Below are 15,150 nucleotides of genomic sequence, written 5' to 3'. Positions count from 1 at the left end.
GCTACCGTACCCGCCGTGACCATCGTGGAGACCGTCCTCGTCTTCGCGCTGATCCCGCTGGCTCTGTACGGCGTGATCGCGCTGCTGACGGTGAGGCCAAAGGCCACCCGGATTCCCCGGTACCGGCCCGGCCAGGAGTGGGGCTACGCCCCGGTGTGGTGGAGCGCGAACCCCGCGGGGCTGAGCGTGCACCACCACAGCACCGCCGAGCCCGCCACGTCGGGCTCGACCGCCAAGGGAGGCGCCCGTGGCAACTGGTAAGGCGATCGAGGCCGTCGACCCGTCGACGCTGCCCCTCGGCGCGGTCGTGACGAACAGCGGCCGTGTCTCCGTCGCGAAGATGTACGAGCCGCACGCGCCGGAGCTGCCGTTCACGCCGGCCCAGCTCGCGCAGCTGGACGAGGCGCTGACGCTCTCCAGCCGCACCACGGGCCTGGACTTCAGCGTTTACCTGGGCGAGCTCGGCTCGTCCTCGCGTGAGCGCGCCGAAGAGCTGCACGCCTCCACCGACCGTCCGTCGCACCACGTCCTCGTGGCCGTGTCGCCGGGCGAGCGCGTCGTCGAGATCGTGACGGGCGAGGAGTCGCACCGCCGCATCGCCGACCGCGGCGCCAAGCTCGCGGTGATGAGCATGGTGGCGTCCTTCAAGGAGGGCGACCTCGCGGGCGGCCTCGTGTCTGGCCTGCGCATGCTGACCGACCAGGCGGGCAACGCACCGCGTTCCTGATCTGCACCGAGAAGGCCCCCGGCGATCGCGCCGGGGGCCTTTCTACGGGCTGACCTCGTTGCGCGCCACCACGAGGCCGGAGATCTTCTCCCAGCCGAGCCTGCGGTAGAGGTGCACGCCGTCGGTCGAGGAGAACAGCAACCCGTTCGCCGCCCCGTCCTTCAGCGCTTCCCGCACCAGCGTGCCCATGACGACGCTGCCGAGCCCTCGCCGCCGGTGTGCCTCCGCGGTCTCGATGCGGTGCGCGACAGCGTCTTCCCCGACGACGGCCATCAGCCCGCTCGCCGCTTCCTCGCCGTCCGGGGTCAGCACCCGCACCCCGATGACCGGATTCCTCCTCACCTCCACGGCATAGCCCGCCGGCGGGTCGAACCGCGGGTGTCCGGCGAGCGAGCACCGCATGAACGTCTCGTCCGGCCGGGCCACGACCAGCCCGGCGGCTTCGATCGCCGCGGTCGTCTTCTGCGGCGCGTTCGTCGGCACGCTCAACCAGTTCGGCTCCGCTGTCGCGGCGACGATCGCGGCCATGGCCGCGGTTTCCGCGTCGTCCGTGGCAATCCACTCGTACTTCCTGCGCGGCCGGTTCACGTGGACGACCAGGTAGCCGTCGCGGTACTCGGACGTCAGGCCGTCGGCCGTGATCCAGCCGTGGTGCCAGCGCTCCACCAGTTCACCGATCATGCTTCCCCTTGGTGTTCGACGCGATCACGACGTCGGAAACGATTTCCCAGCCGAGTTTCCGGTACAGCGGCAGCCCGTCCGCGGTCGCGAACAGCAGCCCGTCCACCGCTCCAGCCGCCGCTGCTTCCCGTGCGAGCACACCCATCACGACGCTACCGAGCCCCTGACGCCGGTGCGCTGGTGTCGTGAAAACGCGGTGCGGTACGGCATCCGAGTCCACCACGGCCATTCGTCCACTCGCGGCTTCGGTGCCCTCGAAGAGCAGCCGGACGTCGATGACGACGTCCTCGCGACTCACCTCGATCGTGTAGCCGGCGGGTGGTTCCGGCGCCGGGTGGTCGGTGAGAGACCGTCGCATGAACGTCTCACGCGGACGCATCTCCAGGCCCGCGTCCATGAGGCGCGCGGTCATCTCGTCCGGTGCGGTCGTCGGCACGGTGATCCAGTCGCCCTTCCACATCTTCCCGACATGCCAGTCGGTGCCGGCCTCGTCGGTGACAACGCGCTCGACCTGCCTGTCCTGTTGATCGCCGCGCACGATCCACGAGTCGGCGAACGGCTCCGCGGACAGGTCGGCGGCTTTGGTGTAACCGGCGACCCAGCTGGTCACGAGTGCGCCGAACGCCAGACGCCGGTCCAGTCCGGTCACGCCGTCCAAAGTGGAGGGAGACTTCAGCTCGACCGTGATGCCGGAGCGTCGCATCAGCTCGAGGACCAGCAGGAAGTGGTCGCGGATCGCGCCGTGGGCCACCTGCGCGTCGTTCCAGACCAGCGTGAACGGCGGTCGCACGCCGAAGCCACCGCAGAGGCAGTCGGCGAGCGCGTCGTAGCCCCAGCCGAAGTAGTGGCCGGGGCCGAGCAACGCCTCGCTCATCGCAAGGTGCAGGCCCGGTTCGTCGGTGACGTGGCGACCGTCGAGGTGGTAGACGCCGCCGACCTGGTCTGCGGCGGACTTCTCGAGCCTCTGGAGGGTGAGCCTGCTCCACGCCCGGCGGCCGGCCGTGTCGAAAGGCGCCCACAGGTTGCGTTCCGCCGGAACGCCTTCGCGCCACAGGTCCCACACCGCCCGTGCGACGGATCTGGCCGTTCCTCCGAGTCCGACTGATCGAGCACGACGTCGAAGAGCCCGTCGCCCAGCGCGGAGGGCGTCACCGAAGCGACGTCCAGGTCGATCGGCACCTTCGCCATGACGTGGCCGTGCCTGTCCAGGGCGTGCAGTCGCTCGCCACCCGCCCAGCTGTGCTTGCGGCGGTCCAGTGGCCGGATGCGTTCCGGGTGGTCGACGCCGATCAACGCCACCGGTGGCCAGTCGAGTCCTTCCCACTGCCGCGGAAACCCGTCCACCCCACGGCATCCGCCCACGCGGGCACCAGCTGTGGAGAGGTTGCAGCACGGTCCGAGCCCAGGGCCGTCGTCGACCAGGCGCACCTCCGCGCTGGCCACCACGTCGATCAGATCGCCGTCCGGCACGGTGCCGTGGACCACCAGGTCCTCAAGGCTCCACCACTGCCATTCATCGTCGGTGCCGATTTCGAGCATGCAGTTGCCCGTGAGGCCGGCGAAGCTCGGCGGGCAGCCGCGCAGCACCACGCGTTCCCGGTCGCCCGGTCGCGGCCTGGCGAACAACCCGTCGGTGTCGACGGCGCGGGCCAGCACTTCCACGATCTCGTCGTGGTCGTCCTCGTACCAGTGCACGACCTCGTAGCGGAACAAAACACCCCCAAGAAACGGGAAGACCCCGTGCCGCCATCAAAGCGTCACGGGGCCTTCGTCGCACAGCGAATTTCAGGAGCGGTCGAACTCCTGCGCCGCCAGGGCACGCACGATGCCCGCGCGGCCCTCGGAGACCAGGCGGCGCAGGGCAGGCGGGTGGTCGCCCGCGAGCCACGCGTCCGCGGCCTCCACAGTGGACTTCGCGATCGACCAGGCCGGGAACATGCCGACCACCATGGACTGCGCGCGCTCGGAGGTGCGGCGGTCCCACACGCCCTTCACGTCGGCGAAGTAACGCTCGACGTACGGCGCGAGCAGCTCCTTCTGGCCGGGGTGGGAGATACCGGCGATGATCGCCTCGCTGACCGCGTTGGGCAGGTCGTCGTCGTTCACCGCGCGGTCCCAGGCCTCGTCCTTGGCCTCGATCGTCGGGCGCAGCGCACGGGCCTGCTGCGCGCGGCGGTGGCCGGTGGCGGTCGGGTCGCGCTCCTCCTCGGCGTTGATCTCCGGCAGGTCCGCCTTGCCGTGTGCCACCAGGGCCTGCAGCAGGCGCCAGCGCAGGTCGGTGTCGACGTCCAGGCCCTCGAGCACGGCGCTTCCGTCGTACCAGCCGCGCAGCACGTCCAAAGTGGACTCGTCCAGCACGGACGACGCCAGCGCGTTCACGAACGCCAGCTGGTGGTCGGAACCCGGCTCGGCGGCCTGGGCCAGCTCCAGCGTCCTGGCCACGAACCGGCGCCAGCCCTCGCCGCGCCACGAGTCGTCCGCGTAGGACGACAGCGACGTCTGGGCCTGCAGCAGAAGCCGTTGCACCACACCGACCTCGGACTCGGCGTGCAGACCGCCGAGCACCAGGTTCACGAAGTCGCGGGCCTTCAGCTCGGCTTCGCGGGTCATCTCCCACGCGGCCGACCAGCACAGCGTGCGCGGCAGCGGCTCGGCGATGTCGGAGATGTGGTCGATCAGCGCGGCCAGCGAGTCCGGGTCGAGGCGCATGGTGCAGTACGTGAGGTCGTCGTCGTTGACCAGCACGATCTTGCCGCGGTGGACGCCGACGAGCTCGGGCACCTCGGTGCGGTCACCCGTCACGTCCAGCTCGTGGCGGTGCGTGCGGACCAGCTTGCCGGAGCCGTCGTCGTCGTAGACACCGATCGCGATGCGGTGCGTGCGCAGTTCCCCGGCACCCGGACGCGCGCCGCCCTGCAGCACGGCGAACTCGGTGAACCGGCCCTGTGCGTCAACGGTGAACTTGGGGCGCAACAGGTTCAGGCCGGTCGTCTCCAGCCACTGCGCGCTCCACCACGACAGGTCGCGGCCGGACGCCTCCTCCAGCGCGCCCAGCAGGTCCGCGAGCGTCGCGTTGCCCCAGGCGTGCTTGGCGAAGTAGACCCGCAGGCCCGCCAGGAAGTTCTCCAGCCCGACGTACGCGACGAGCTGCTTCAGCACGGAAGCGCCCTTGGCGTAGGTGATGCCGTCGAAGTTGACCTCGACCGCCTGCACGTCGGAGATGTCCGCGGCGACCGGGTGCGTCGAGGGCAGCTGGTCTTGCCGGTACGCCCACGACTTCTCGATCTTCGCGAACGTCGTCCACGCCTGGCGGTACTCGGTGGCCTCCGCCTGCGCGAGCACGGACGCCCAGGTGGCGAACGACTCGTTCAGCCACAGGTCGTCCCACCAGCGCATGGTCACGAGGTCGCCGAACCACATGTGAGCCATCTCGTGCAGCACGGTCTCCGCGCGCCGCTCGTAGAGGTAGCGGGTGACCCGGCTGCGGAAGACGTAGTCCTCCAGGAACGTGACGCAGCCCGCGTTCTCCATCGCGCCCGCGTTGAACTCCGGCACGAAGCACTGGTCGTACTTGCCGAACGGGTACTGCACCCCGAAGGCCTTGTGGAAGAACCCGAAGCCCTGCTTGGTCTCGGTGAAGAGCCGCTCGTGGTCCATGTGCGGAGCGAGCGAGGCACGGCAGTAGATGCCGAGCGGGATCCTGAAGTCGCCCTCGACGAACTCGTCGCGCCACTCCGCGTACGGACCGGCGACCAGCGCCACGATGTAGGTCGACATCGGCTTGGTGGTGGCGAACGTGTGCACGTCCGAGCCGCCCTCGCCGTCCTCGGTGGCGATGATCTCGCTGTTCGAGATCACCTTCCAGTCCGCGGGCGCCGTCACCTTCATGGAGTAGACGGACTTCAGGTCCGGCTGGTCGAAGCACGCGAACATGCGCTTGGCGTCCGCGGTCTCGAACTGCGAGTACAGGTACACGCCGCCGTCGACCGGGTCGACGAACCGGTGCAGGCCCTCTCCGGTGTTCATGTACCGGCAGTCGGCCTCGATGGTGAGCTCGTTGGTCTCCGCGAGGTCCGGCAGCTTGACGCCGTCCTCCTCGCGGTACTCGGAGACGTCGAGCTCGCTGCCGTTCAGCACAGCGCGGTGCACGGTCGCCGCCACGATGTCGATCCACGAGGAAGCACCCGGAGTCCGGCTGCGGAACACCACGGTGGTGGTGGAGCGGAACGTGTCCGAACCCGGCTTTCCGCCGCCGTCGGTCAGGTCCAGCTCGATCCGGTAGGACTCCACTTCCAGCAGCTCAGCACGTTCCTGAGCCTGGTCGCGGGTGAGGTTGGGCGCGGCCACTGGTCACCTCGTCTGCCGCGCGTGTGGTTACGCGCTGACGTCGTCGGGAATGGTTATGACTCCCGCATCCAATCACGGAACCGGCGTACGGGAAGAGATGACAGGGTGATCTCGTTGGGCTGATGGGGCGATAACCCCACTCACCGTCACTGAAGGGGCACGCATGGCCGACAAGGCGAAGGTCGACTTCTACTTCGACCCTCTTTGTCCGTTCGCCTGGATCACCTCCCGGTGGATCCTCGAGGTGGAGAAGGTCCGCGACATCGACCTGAGCTTCCACGTGATGAGTCTTTCCGTGCTGAACGAGGGGCGGGACCTGCCGGAGCAGTACAAGGAGCTCATGACCAAGGGCTGGGGTCCGGTCCGCGTCGCCATCGCGGCTGAGCAGAAGTTCGGCAACGAGGCGCTGCCGGCGCTGTACACCGCGATGGGCACCCGGATCCACAACGAGGGCAACAAGGACTTCGACGAGGTCATCAAGCTGTCACTGGCCGACGCCGGGCTCCCCGCGGAGCTCGCAGAGGCCGCGACCTCGACCGAGTTCGACGAGGAGCTGAAGGCGAGTCACCACCGCGGCATGGACCCGGTCGGCATGGACGTCGGCACGCCCACGATCCACATCGACGGCGTCGCGTTCTTCGGCCCGGTGCTGACCAAGATCCCGCGGGGCGAGGAGGCGGGCACGATCTTCGACGGCGCCCGGATGCTCGCCGGCTTCCCGTACTTCTTCGAGCTGAAGCGGACGCGCACGGGCGACCTCGACTTCAGCTGAGTTTTTGTCGGTGGTGCTCGCCAACGTCCTCGGACATGGCACACCACTGCGTCGAGGTCGCAGTTCAGGGGCCCTGGTCACTGGCTACGTCCCGGGCCTCCTGGGAGGGCTTCACCCCGTCCGCGCCGCCTGCGCGCAAGGGCGAGGCGCTGCAGTCGGCGTTCCTGGTCGAGGGTGAGTGGCGCCGTGCTTCGGTCTCCGTGACCCAGCGCGGCGCCACTGCCGTGCTGGAGCTGGCCGGCGAGGGCGATCCCGACCTGGCGGCGGCTCAGGTGTGCCGGCTCCTGGCGCTGGACGTCGACGGGCGGGCGTGGCCCGGCGTCGGTGCGCGGGATCCGGTGATCGCCGCCGCGCAGGCGTCGTTGCCCGGTTTACGGCCGTGCGGGTTCTACTCGCCGTACGAGGCCACGGCGGGGTCGGTGCTGTCGCAGCGGGTCCGGGTCTCGCAGGCGGCTGCGCTGAAGGCGTCGCTGGCCGGGGATGGCGTTGTTCCCGGCGCCGGCGGTGTTGCGTGGGCTCGACCTGGACCTGCCGGGTCGCAAGCCGGAGTGGAGGTGTCCGGGACGTGGCGGCCGTACCGGACGTGGGCGGCGGTGCATCTCCGGGCGCTGCGCGAGCGGCGGATCGGAGGTGCGATGGCTCCTGCGCGGGCGATGTGACAGGCTGAACCGTTGTCAGCGCATTGGTGTCACATCCGCCTTGGAGGGCTCTCGTGATCGAGGTCGTCAACCCCGCCACCGAGGAAGTCGTCGGCACGCTCGCCGAGGGCACGCCGGCCGACGTCGACACGGCCGTGGCCGCCGCGAAGGCCGCGTTCCCGGCGTGGTCGGAGACCTCCGTGGAGGAGCGGGCGAAGGCGGTCCGGGCGATCATCGACGGCCTCGAGGAGCGTGGCGCCGAGCTCGCGCAGACCATGACGCGCGAGATGGGCACGCCCATCACGTTCAGCCAGAAGGTCCAGGTCGCGAACCCCGTCGCCATCGCGAAGGGTGTCGCGGACGTGCTGGAGCGCGGCTACTTCGAACCGGAGGAGATCGGCAACTCGCTGATCTTCCGCGAGCCGATCGGGGTCGTGGCGGCCATCACGCCGTGGAACTTCCCGCTGCAGCAGATGGTCGCGAAGGTCGTGCCGGCCCTCGCCGCGGGCAACACCGTTGTGCTCAAGCCGAGTGAGCTCGCGCCGAAGACCGCGGACCTGCTCGCCGAGATCATCACGGCGGTCGTGCCGGAGGGCGTGTTCGGGCTGGTGCACGGCACCGGGTCCGTCGTCGGTGAGGCGCTGGCGGCGCACCCGGACGTGGACATGGTGTCGTTCACCGGGTCCACGCGCGCTGGGCGGCGGGTGTCGGCGGTGGCGTCCGAGACGGTCAAGCGGGTCGCGCTGGAGCTGGGCGGCAAGTCGGCGTGCATCGTGCTCGACGACGCGGACTTCGGGCGCGCGGTGAAGATCGCGGTCGCCAACTCGTTCATGAACAACGGCCAGGCGTGCAGCGCCTGGACGCGGTTGCTGGTGCCCGCGGACCGGCACGACGAGGCCGTCGAGCTGGCCGCTGCCGCTGCGCGGAAGTACGCCCCGGCCGACCCGGCCGATCCGGCGACGCGCATCGGGCCCGCGGTGTCGAAGGCGCAGCGCGACCGGGTGGTGGGCTACATCCGCAAGGGCGTCGAGGAAGGCGCCCAGCTGGCCGCCGGTGGGCCGGAAGCGCCGTTGCCGCAAGGCTTCTACGTGGCGCCGACGGTGTTCGGTGGTGTGACGCCGGAGATGACGATCGCGCAGGAGGAGATCTTCGGGCCGGTTCTGTCGGTCATGCCGTACGCGGACGAGGACGACGCGGTGCGCATCGCGAACTCCACCATCTACGGCCTGGCGGGTGCCGTGTTCTCCGTGGACACCGACCGTGCGCTCAAGGTCGCCAAGCGGCTGCGCACCGGGCAGGTCGACATCAACGGTGCCGCGTTCAACACCAGCGCGCCGTTCGGTGGCTATCGGCAGTCGGGCAACGGCCGTGAGTTCGGCAGGTTCGGCCTGGACGAGTTCTGCGAGATCAAGTCGATTCAGCGGTAATTGAGCTGCGAGCGCGGCTGTAGCGGCGTATCACTGCCGCTATGGCTGACTCGGCGCTGAGCATCAGGACCATCGGAAGCGCGGACCTCCCCGAGTTCCAGAGGGTGTTCGCCTGGTCGTTTCTCGACGAACCCCCGGCCGGCGGCGAGCACCGCTGGATGAAGGTGCTGGAGCTGGACCGGACGCACGCCGTGTTCGACGGCGACGAGATGGTGGGCACCGGTGGTGTGCTCAGCCGTGAGCTCACCGTTCCCGGTGGGGTTCTCGCACCCGCCGGCGCGGTGACCGTCGTGGGTGTGAAACCGGGCCATCGCCGCCGCGGCGTCGCGTCGCTGCTGATGAAGACGCAGCTGCACGGCATGCACGAGACGGGCGACCCGATCGCGATCCTCTGGGCGTCGGAGGGGTCGATCTACCGGCGGTTCGGCTACGGAGAGCACGCGTCGAGCCTGTCGATGATGACGATGCCGACGCGGATGCCGTTCCACCCCGGCGTGTCCGTGAGCGACGCGCGGATCCGTCAGGTGACGCGCGAGGAAGCGATGCCGTTCATGCGCGAGGTGCACGACCGGGTGCGCCGCACGCGGACCGGCTGGCTGAGCCGGGTGGAGAAGACCTGGGACGTCCACCTCGGCGACGCCGAGTCCAACCGCGACGGCCTCTCCGCCTACCGCTACTGCCTGCACCCGCAGGGATACGTGGTCTTCCGCGTGAAGCACGAGTCGAACAACAGCGGGCCGCAGAACGAGTTGCACGTGCGTGAGCTGGTGTGCGAGACCGAGCAGGCGTACGTGGACCTGTACCGGTTCCTGCTCGACCTCGATCTGGCGAGCGGAATCTCCTTCTACACGGCCACGGACGACCCGATCTTGCACATGGTCGACAACCCGCGGAAGGTGCGGCGCGAGCTGAGCGACGCGCTGTGGCTGCGGATCGTCGACGTGGACCGGGCGCTGCCGCTGCGGCGCTACCAGTCCGATGTGGACAGTGTGCTCGAGGTCGAGGACTCCCTCTGCCCGTGGAACTCCGGCCGGTGGCGGTTCACCGTCAAGCGTGGTGAAGCGGTGGTGACGCGCACCGAGGACGCCGCGGACGTGTCGCTCGACGTCGCCGCGCTCGGCAGCGTGTACCTCGGCGGCGTACGGCTTTCCGTGCTGAGGCGCGCACACCGCGTGGTTGAGCACACGCCTGGTCATGTGGACGCGTTGACGATGGCGTTCCTCGGCACCGATGAGCCTCATTGCCCTGAGGTCTTCTGACGGAACTACGGCTGGCGTTCACGCGTTGACGGTTTACCTGGTGTGGGAGGTAAGCCGTGGGCACCATCGTGTGGGTTGTAGTGCTGGTACTGCTTGTCGCAGGGGCGTTCTACCTGGTCAGCCAGAGCAACGCGCGCAAGGCGCGTGAGCTCGACGACGCCAAGGCGGAGGCCCGCCGGTGGGTCGAGCGGCTGGGCGGTCAGGTGATGAGCCTCACGGGCTCGAACGCCGCGTCCACGCAGGCACTGGCCGACGCGTCCGAGCGCTTCACCGCGGCCGGGTCGCAGATGGAGCAGGCCCGCACGATCCCGCAGGCGCGGCTGGTCACGCAGACCGCGATGGAGGGTCTGCACTACGTACGCGCCGCGCGTGAAGCCATGGGCATGGATCCCGGTCCCGCGCTGCCCGAGATCGCCGGCCAGAAGCAGGCGGGTGCCGTCAGCGAGGACCGCCAGGTCACCCTCGAGGGCCACCAGTACGCCGCGTCGCCGCACTCCGGTTCCGGCACGCCCTACTACTACCCCGGTGGCATGGTCGCCGGCCGTCCGGTGCCGCGTGGCTGGTACTCCGAGCCGTGGTGGAAGCCCGCGCTCGTGGCCGGTGCGTGGGGTGTGGGCACGTTCCTGCTGATGGACGCCATGTTCTCGGGCATGCACGGCATCGGTGACTACGGCATGGGCGACATGGGCATGGGGGACATGGGCGACATGGGTGGTGCCGCTGATGCGGGCGACGCCGGTGGCTTCGACTTCGGTGACATGGGCGGGTTCGACTTCTGAAAGTGCTCATCGATTGAGCACTTTCTGGCCGCACCCAAAACCCGACCGACCAAGAATTTTCTAGGGCTGGCAGGCAGGGCACCAGAAGAGGTTGCGCGCCGCCAGTTCCGTGGTCAGGACCTCGGTTCCGCAGACCAGGCACGGCTGACCGGCACGGCGGTAGACGTACACCTCACCGCCGTGCCGATCCACGCGCGGAGCACGACCCATCGCCTTGGGCAGGTGTTCGGGACGCACGGTGTTGATCTGGCCGACCTTCACGCCGTCCTTCATCAGCACGACGAGGTCGTCCCACAGGGTGTCCCACAGTTCGCGGCTGACCTTGTCGCCGGTCAGCAACGGGTTCACGTTGTGCCGGAACAGCACTTCCGCGCGGTAGACGTTGCCGACGCCCGCGAGAATCTTCTGGTCCATCAGCAGCACGGCGAGCGGCTGCTTCGACCGGATGATCCGTTCGTAGGCGCGATCGGGGTCGGCGTCCTTGCGCAACGGGTCGGGGCCGAGCCGATCGCGGATCGCCCTGACCTCGTCTTTGTTGAGCACCTCGCACGCGGTCGGGCCACGCAGGTCGGTCCAGTGCGTCTCGCCGACCATCCGCATCCGGACCTGGCCGACGGGCAGCAGGACCGGCAGCGGTGACTCGGTGAACGTCCCGTACAGGCCGAGGTGGACGTGCACGATCGCGTCCGGGCCGTAGACGTGGAACAGGTGCTTGCCGTGCGCTTCGGCACGGACGAGCTTGCGCCCGTCCACGAGGGACGCCGCGAAGCGTCCCTGTGGACTGGTCACGGCCACGGGCTTGCCCGCGAACCGGCGCTGGTGCAGCCGCGCCAGGCGGTGCAGCGTGTGACCCTCAGGCACGCTTGTTCTGAACAGCGCCGCCTTCGTGGGCGCTGTCTTCGTAGGCGCTGACCTTGTCGATGCGGCGCTGGTGCCGGGGCTCGCCGGAGAATGGCGTCTTGAGGAACGCCGAGACGATCGCGGTCGCCTCCTCGGTGCTGTGCTGACGGGCGCCGATGCCGACCAGGTTGGCGTCGTTGTGCTCACGGGCGAGTTGCGCGGTGTCGATGTTCCACGCGAGCGCGGCGCGGGCGCCCTTCACCTTGTTCGCGGCGATCTGCTCGCCGTTGCCGGAGCCGCCGATCACGACGCCGAGGCTGCCGGGGTCGGCGACGACGCGCTCGGCGGCATCGGTGCAGAACGACACGTAGTCGTCCTGGGCGTCGTACTCGTGGGCACCGACGTCGACGACCTCGTAGCCCTGGTCCTTGAGAGCCGTGGACAGATGGGACTTCAGCTCGAAGCCCGCGTGGTCTGCTGCCAGATAAACGCGCACGTCACGGAGTCTGGCACGCTGGTGGGTGTGTTCAGCCAGGAGGGGTACCAGCTGAGGCTGGAATGGGGGCCTGAGGGCGTCAACGTGCTGCAAGGCTGTGACGTGCTGATTGTCGTGGACGTGCTGTCGTTCACGACCTCGGTCGACCTGGTGGTCGGCAACGGTGGCCAGGTGCGGCCGTCGCGCTGGAAGCCCACATCGGGTAAGACGCTGCGACCAGCATCACTCGCCGAGGCGACCGGGCTCGTCGAGCTGCCGTCGCCGAACGGGTCGAACCTGTGCTTCCTCGCCGCGGAGGCCGGGGCGCACGTGCTGGCGGCCTGCCTGCGCAACGCCGAGGCAGTGGCCAAGCGGGCGGCGGAGCTGGGGGAGACGATCGGCCTGATCCCCGGCGGCGAACGGTGGGGGCTCGACATCCTCAACTCCGGGCCGCGTGAGTTCGGGCCGCTGCGCCCGTGCGTCGAGGACTACCTGGGTGCGGGTGCGGTCCTCGCGGCTCTCCCGGGGACGGCCTCGCCGGAGGCGGCGCTCGCTGCCACCGCGTTCCGGAACACCGACGTCGCGGCCGCGGTGCGCGACTGCGGCTCGGGGCGGGAGCTGGTCGAGAACGGCCACGCCGCCGACGTGGAACTGGCGGTGCAGATCGGGGTGAGCGCGGCGGTGCCGACGCTGGTCGATGGAGTGCTTGTGGACGGAGCGGCGCGGTGATCGAGATCGCGGACGGCGTGTTCATCCGGCGGCACACCGAGCTCGACCTCACCCTGGGATTCATCACCGGATCAGGTGATTCGCTCCTGGTGGACTCCGGCATGGACCCGGCGCTGGCCGACGAGGTGCGTCCGTCGCGGATCGTGTTGACGCACAACCACTTCGACCACGTGCTGGCCACTGAGGCGTTCCTGCCGTGCGAGGTGTGGGCGCACGAGGACTGCGTCATCGACGAGAGCCTGCTCGAAAGCCGCGCCGTCTACTACTCGGACCCGTTCGAGGGCACGCTGATCGCGCCCACGCACACGTTCCGCGACACCGTCACGCTGGACGTCGGCGGCCGCAGGGTGGACCTGCACCACTTCGGTCCCGCGCACAGCTCGCACGACGTGATCGTGCACGTGCCGGACGTGGACGTCGTGTTCGCCGGCGACCTCGTCGAGGAAGGAGCGCCGGCTCAGGCCGGTTCGGACGCGACGCCGTCGAACTGGCGGCACGTCCTGAACCTGATGCTGGAGCTCAACCCGCGGATCGTCGTGCCGGGTCACGGCAACCCGGTCGACGCGCAGTTCGTGCGGGAGATGGCTCTTCCAGGGCAGAACTAGCCCGGGAGAGAGCTAGCCCGGTGGCCAGGTGAGCCCGCGCCCGCCGAGCACGTGGCAGTGCACGTGAAAGACGGTCTGGCCGCCGTCCCTGCCGGTGTTGAACACGAGCCGGTAGCCGGACTCGTCGACACCTTCCTGCTTCGCGACCTGGTGCGCGGTCGCGAGGATCTGGCCCGCGAGCAGCGGGTCGACGTCGCCGATCGCCTGATGGTGCTCCTTGGGGATCACCAGGACGTGCGTGGGCGCCTTGGGGTCGATGTCGCGGAACGCGAGCGTCGTGTCGGTCTCCGTCACCACGGTCGCCGGGATCTCGCCCGCGACGATGCGGCAGAACAGGCAGTCGGTCACACCAGCATGCTATTGGTTCGGATGGACGCTGTTGTTCTTGCCGTTCACGGATGAATCATGACGTGGTGAAGGGCGCCAAACTGCTGGTGATCGTCCGGTGCCTCATCAGCTTCGCGATCGGCGTGCTGCTCGTGGTCGTCGCGATCCGCTTCGGTGAGGCGCTCTGGCGGGCGGTCCAGTAACAGGTTCTTCAGCGGACGAAACAGAACTCGTTGCCCTCGGGGTCGCGCATCACCTGAAAGCTGCCCTTCTCGTCGGTGTGCACGAGGCCCTCGCGGCTGGCGCCCAGGCTGACCGCCTTCACGACCGCGGCCTCGATGTCCTCGACCTCGAAGTCGAGGTGCAGCCGGTTCTTCACGTCCTTGCGCTCTGGCACCGGCTGGAACGACATCCGCGGGCCGTCGGGCGGTTCGACGTGCGCCCAGCCGTGCTCGCGCTCGACCGGCTCGCCGCCGAGCAACTCGGCCCAGAACCGCACGAGGCGAGCCGGATCGTTGCTGTCGACGACGATCTGCTCAAGCCGCATCAGGTCTCCACCAGGTTCTCGCGAGCCCACTCGCAGCAGAGGTCGAGCAAGCCCAGCAGCTTGTGTCCCTGCTCGGTCAGCTCGTACTCCACCCGCGGCGGGTTCTCGTCGTACTCGGTGCGCGTGACTGTGCCGTCCCGCTCCATCGCCCGCAACGTCTCGGTGAGCACTTTGGGCGTCACCACCGGCATACCGGCGCGCAGCTCGGTGAAGCGCCGACGACCGTCCTGCAGCCCGCGCAACACGTGCGCGGTCCACTTGTCACCGATGCGGTACGGCAGCTCGTCATGCGCGCATTTCACCTGCTCACCCCCAATATCGTTGCGGAAACCGGACCCTCGCACCCTACCTTCGCGCCCATGACGAAGATCGTTGTTTTCGGAGCGTCCGGCCAGGCCGGACGGGAGATCGCGGCAGTCGCCGAGGCGCGCGGCCACGAGGTGGCCAAGATCGGCAGGAACCCCGGTGTCCAGGCGGCGCCGGAGGTCGCCGCCGGCTACGACGTGGCGGTGAGCTCGGTGGTGGACCTGTCACGCGACCCGGCGGAGTTCTACGCCCAGGCGGCCCGCTCACTGGTGGCCTCCGGTGTCCGCCGCATCATCGTGATCGGCATCTACCCGCTCCTGGAAACCGCGCCAGGAGTGCGGGTGGTGGACGCGCCGGACTTCCACGCCGAACACCGCCCGTTCTGCCTGGGCCACGCGGCGGGCGTGGACGTGCTGGCCCGCTCCGAGGCGGACTGGCTGGTGATGAGCCCGGCCGGCATGTTCGGCGGCACGAGCACGGGAACGTACCGGCTGGGCGCCGCCGATCCGGCCGACAAGCTGACCTACGCCGATTTCGCGCTGGCCGTGGTGGACGAGATCGAACGCCCCACCCACCGCCGGACCCAGGTAGGAGTGGCCTCCACACAGGACCACCTGTGAGCCTGCTCACCACAGCGCCGAAGACCTGCTGGTCGAAGCCAGCCAATTGGGTGTGGAACTCACCCGAGCGA

The 15,150-nt window shown here is 69.2% G+C and carries 20 protein-coding genes; 11 read left to right on the top strand and 9 right to left on the bottom strand.

The annotated features are described in order from the left end of the window. Window positions 1-15: 15 nt before the first annotated feature. Both ctaJ and C8D87_RS23165 read left to right on the top strand, forming a co-directional pair. Window positions 16-261 carry an aa3-type cytochrome oxidase subunit CtaJ gene (gene ctaJ / locus C8D87_RS23170; protein WP_109640792.1) on the top strand — a complete coding sequence of 82 codons (246 nt, stop codon included), beginning with the start codon at window positions 16-18 and terminating at the stop codon, window positions 259-261. Next, on the top strand, window positions 248-727 hold the full coding sequence (locus tag C8D87_RS23165; RefSeq protein ID WP_109640793.1) for a DUF5130 family protein: 480 nt from the start codon (window positions 248-250) through the stop codon (window positions 725-727). The genes ctaJ and C8D87_RS23165 overlap by 14 nt, the downstream gene beginning before the upstream one ends. Window positions 728-769: 42 nt before the next feature. On the opposite strand, the gene C8D87_RS23160 is transcribed toward C8D87_RS23165, so the two are convergent. The 4 genes from C8D87_RS23160 to pepN form a co-directional block, all read right to left on the bottom strand. Continuing rightward, complete coding sequence (locus C8D87_RS23160) at window positions 770-1,408, bottom strand: GNAT family N-acetyltransferase (protein ID WP_211337659.1); 639 nt, start codon at window positions 1,406-1,408, stop codon at window positions 770-772. Then, window positions 1,398-2,282, bottom strand: a complete 885-nt coding sequence (locus C8D87_RS23155) for a barstar family protein (RefSeq protein WP_233442245.1) — start codon at window positions 2,280-2,282, stop codon at window positions 1,398-1,400. The genes C8D87_RS23160 and C8D87_RS23155 overlap by 11 nt, the downstream gene beginning before the upstream one ends. After that, a complete protein-coding gene (locus tag C8D87_RS47885) occupies window positions 2,279-3,121 on the bottom strand; it encodes a hypothetical protein (protein WP_233442244.1) in 843 nt (280 codons plus the stop codon). The genes C8D87_RS23155 and C8D87_RS47885 overlap by 4 nt, the downstream gene beginning before the upstream one ends. A gap of 72 nt (window positions 3,122-3,193) precedes the next feature. Next, entirely contained in the window at window positions 3,194-5,755 is a 2,562-nt protein-coding gene (gene pepN, locus C8D87_RS23150) for an aminopeptidase N (protein WP_112228347.1), read from the bottom strand. A gap of 163 nt (window positions 5,756-5,918) precedes the next feature. Here pepN and C8D87_RS23145 point away from each other — a divergent pair, with 163 nt between their 5' ends. The 5 genes from C8D87_RS23145 to C8D87_RS23125 are packed head-to-tail and all read left to right on the top strand — an operon-like array spanning window position 5,919 to window position 10,630. After that, the gene (locus C8D87_RS23145) at window positions 5,919-6,527 is read left to right on the top strand and encodes a mycothiol-dependent nitroreductase Rv2466c family protein (protein ID WP_109640796.1); all 609 of its coding nucleotides are present in this window, start codon (window positions 5,919-5,921) and stop codon (window positions 6,525-6,527) included. A 35-nt stretch (window positions 6,528-6,562) separates the two neighbouring features. Next, on the top strand, window positions 6,563-7,186 hold the full coding sequence (locus tag C8D87_RS23140; RefSeq protein WP_112228346.1) for a DNA glycosylase family protein: 624 nt from the start codon (window positions 6,563-6,565) through the stop codon (window positions 7,184-7,186). A gap of 53 nt (window positions 7,187-7,239) precedes the next feature. Continuing rightward, on the top strand, window positions 7,240-8,592 hold the full coding sequence (locus tag C8D87_RS23135; protein ID WP_112228345.1) for an aldehyde dehydrogenase family protein: 1,353 nt from the start codon (window positions 7,240-7,242) through the stop codon (window positions 8,590-8,592). Window positions 8,593-8,633: 41 nt separating this feature from the next. Next, window positions 8,634-9,851: a GNAT family N-acetyltransferase gene (locus tag C8D87_RS23130; protein ID WP_112228344.1), complete on the top strand. Its 1,218-nt coding sequence runs from the start codon at window positions 8,634-8,636 to the stop codon at window positions 9,849-9,851. A gap of 56 nt (window positions 9,852-9,907) precedes the next feature. Continuing rightward, window positions 9,908-10,630, top strand: coding sequence for a hypothetical protein (locus tag C8D87_RS23125; RefSeq protein WP_109640800.1), 723 nt, complete (start codon window positions 9,908-9,910; stop codon window positions 10,628-10,630). Window positions 10,631-10,690: 60 nt separating this feature from the next. On the opposite strand, the gene C8D87_RS23120 is transcribed toward C8D87_RS23125, so the two are convergent. After that, window positions 10,691-11,491 carry an Fpg/Nei family DNA glycosylase gene (locus tag C8D87_RS23120; protein WP_109640801.1) on the bottom strand — a complete coding sequence of 267 codons (801 nt, stop codon included), beginning with the start codon at window positions 11,489-11,491 and terminating at the stop codon, window positions 10,691-10,693. Continuing rightward, the gene (locus C8D87_RS23115) at window positions 11,484-11,966 is read right to left on the bottom strand and encodes a ribose-5-phosphate isomerase (RefSeq protein WP_109640802.1); all 483 of its coding nucleotides are present in this window, start codon (window positions 11,964-11,966) and stop codon (window positions 11,484-11,486) included. Before C8D87_RS23115 ends, C8D87_RS23120 begins: the two co-directional genes overlap by 8 nt. Window positions 11,967-11,993: 27 nt before the next feature. Between C8D87_RS23115 and C8D87_RS23110 the strand changes: the two genes are divergently transcribed. Both C8D87_RS23110 and C8D87_RS23105 read left to right on the top strand, forming a co-directional pair. Beyond that, window positions 11,994-12,674 (top strand): 2-phosphosulfolactate phosphatase, encoded by a 681-nt coding sequence (locus tag C8D87_RS23110; protein ID WP_456085585.1) that lies wholly within the window; start codon window positions 11,994-11,996, stop codon window positions 12,672-12,674. After that, window positions 12,671-13,279, top strand: a complete 609-nt coding sequence (locus tag C8D87_RS23105) for an MBL fold metallo-hydrolase (protein ID WP_109640804.1) — start codon at window positions 12,671-12,673, stop codon at window positions 13,277-13,279. Before C8D87_RS23110 ends, C8D87_RS23105 begins: the two co-directional genes overlap by 4 nt. Window positions 13,280-13,291: 12 nt before the next feature. On the opposite strand, the gene C8D87_RS23100 is transcribed toward C8D87_RS23105, so the two are convergent. Then, window positions 13,292-13,627 carry a histidine triad nucleotide-binding protein gene (locus tag C8D87_RS23100; protein ID WP_109640805.1) on the bottom strand — a complete coding sequence of 112 codons (336 nt, stop codon included), beginning with the start codon at window positions 13,625-13,627 and terminating at the stop codon, window positions 13,292-13,294. Between the two features lie 50 nt (window positions 13,628-13,677). Between C8D87_RS23100 and C8D87_RS48660 the strand changes: the two genes are divergently transcribed. Beyond that, window positions 13,678-13,809 (top strand): hypothetical protein, encoded by a 132-nt coding sequence (locus C8D87_RS48660; protein WP_267899880.1) that lies wholly within the window; start codon window positions 13,678-13,680, stop codon window positions 13,807-13,809. 8 nt (window positions 13,810-13,817) lie between these two features. Here C8D87_RS48660 and C8D87_RS23095 read toward each other — a convergent pair whose 3' ends face one another. Further along, a complete protein-coding gene (locus tag C8D87_RS23095; RefSeq protein WP_109640806.1) occupies window positions 13,818-14,153 on the bottom strand; it encodes a VOC family protein in 336 nt (111 codons plus the stop codon). After that, a complete protein-coding gene (locus C8D87_RS23090; RefSeq protein WP_211337662.1) occupies window positions 14,153-14,455 on the bottom strand; it encodes a winged helix-turn-helix transcriptional regulator in 303 nt (100 codons plus the stop codon). The genes C8D87_RS23095 and C8D87_RS23090 overlap by 1 nt, the downstream gene beginning before the upstream one ends. Window positions 14,456-14,512: 57 nt before the next feature. On the opposite strand from C8D87_RS23090, the gene C8D87_RS23085 reads away from it, so the two are divergent. Continuing rightward, window positions 14,513-15,079, top strand: coding sequence for an NAD(P)-dependent oxidoreductase (locus C8D87_RS23085; protein ID WP_109640807.1), 567 nt, complete (start codon window positions 14,513-14,515; stop codon window positions 15,077-15,079). Window positions 15,080-15,150: the final 71 nt, after the last annotated feature.

Source organism: Lentzea atacamensis (assembly GCF_003269295.1).
GTDB lineage: Bacteria > Actinomycetota > Actinomycetes > Mycobacteriales > Pseudonocardiaceae > Lentzea > Lentzea atacamensis.
The sequence above is the reverse complement of the archived record's forward strand: the minus strand, read 5'-3'. Positions and strand labels throughout refer to the sequence as shown.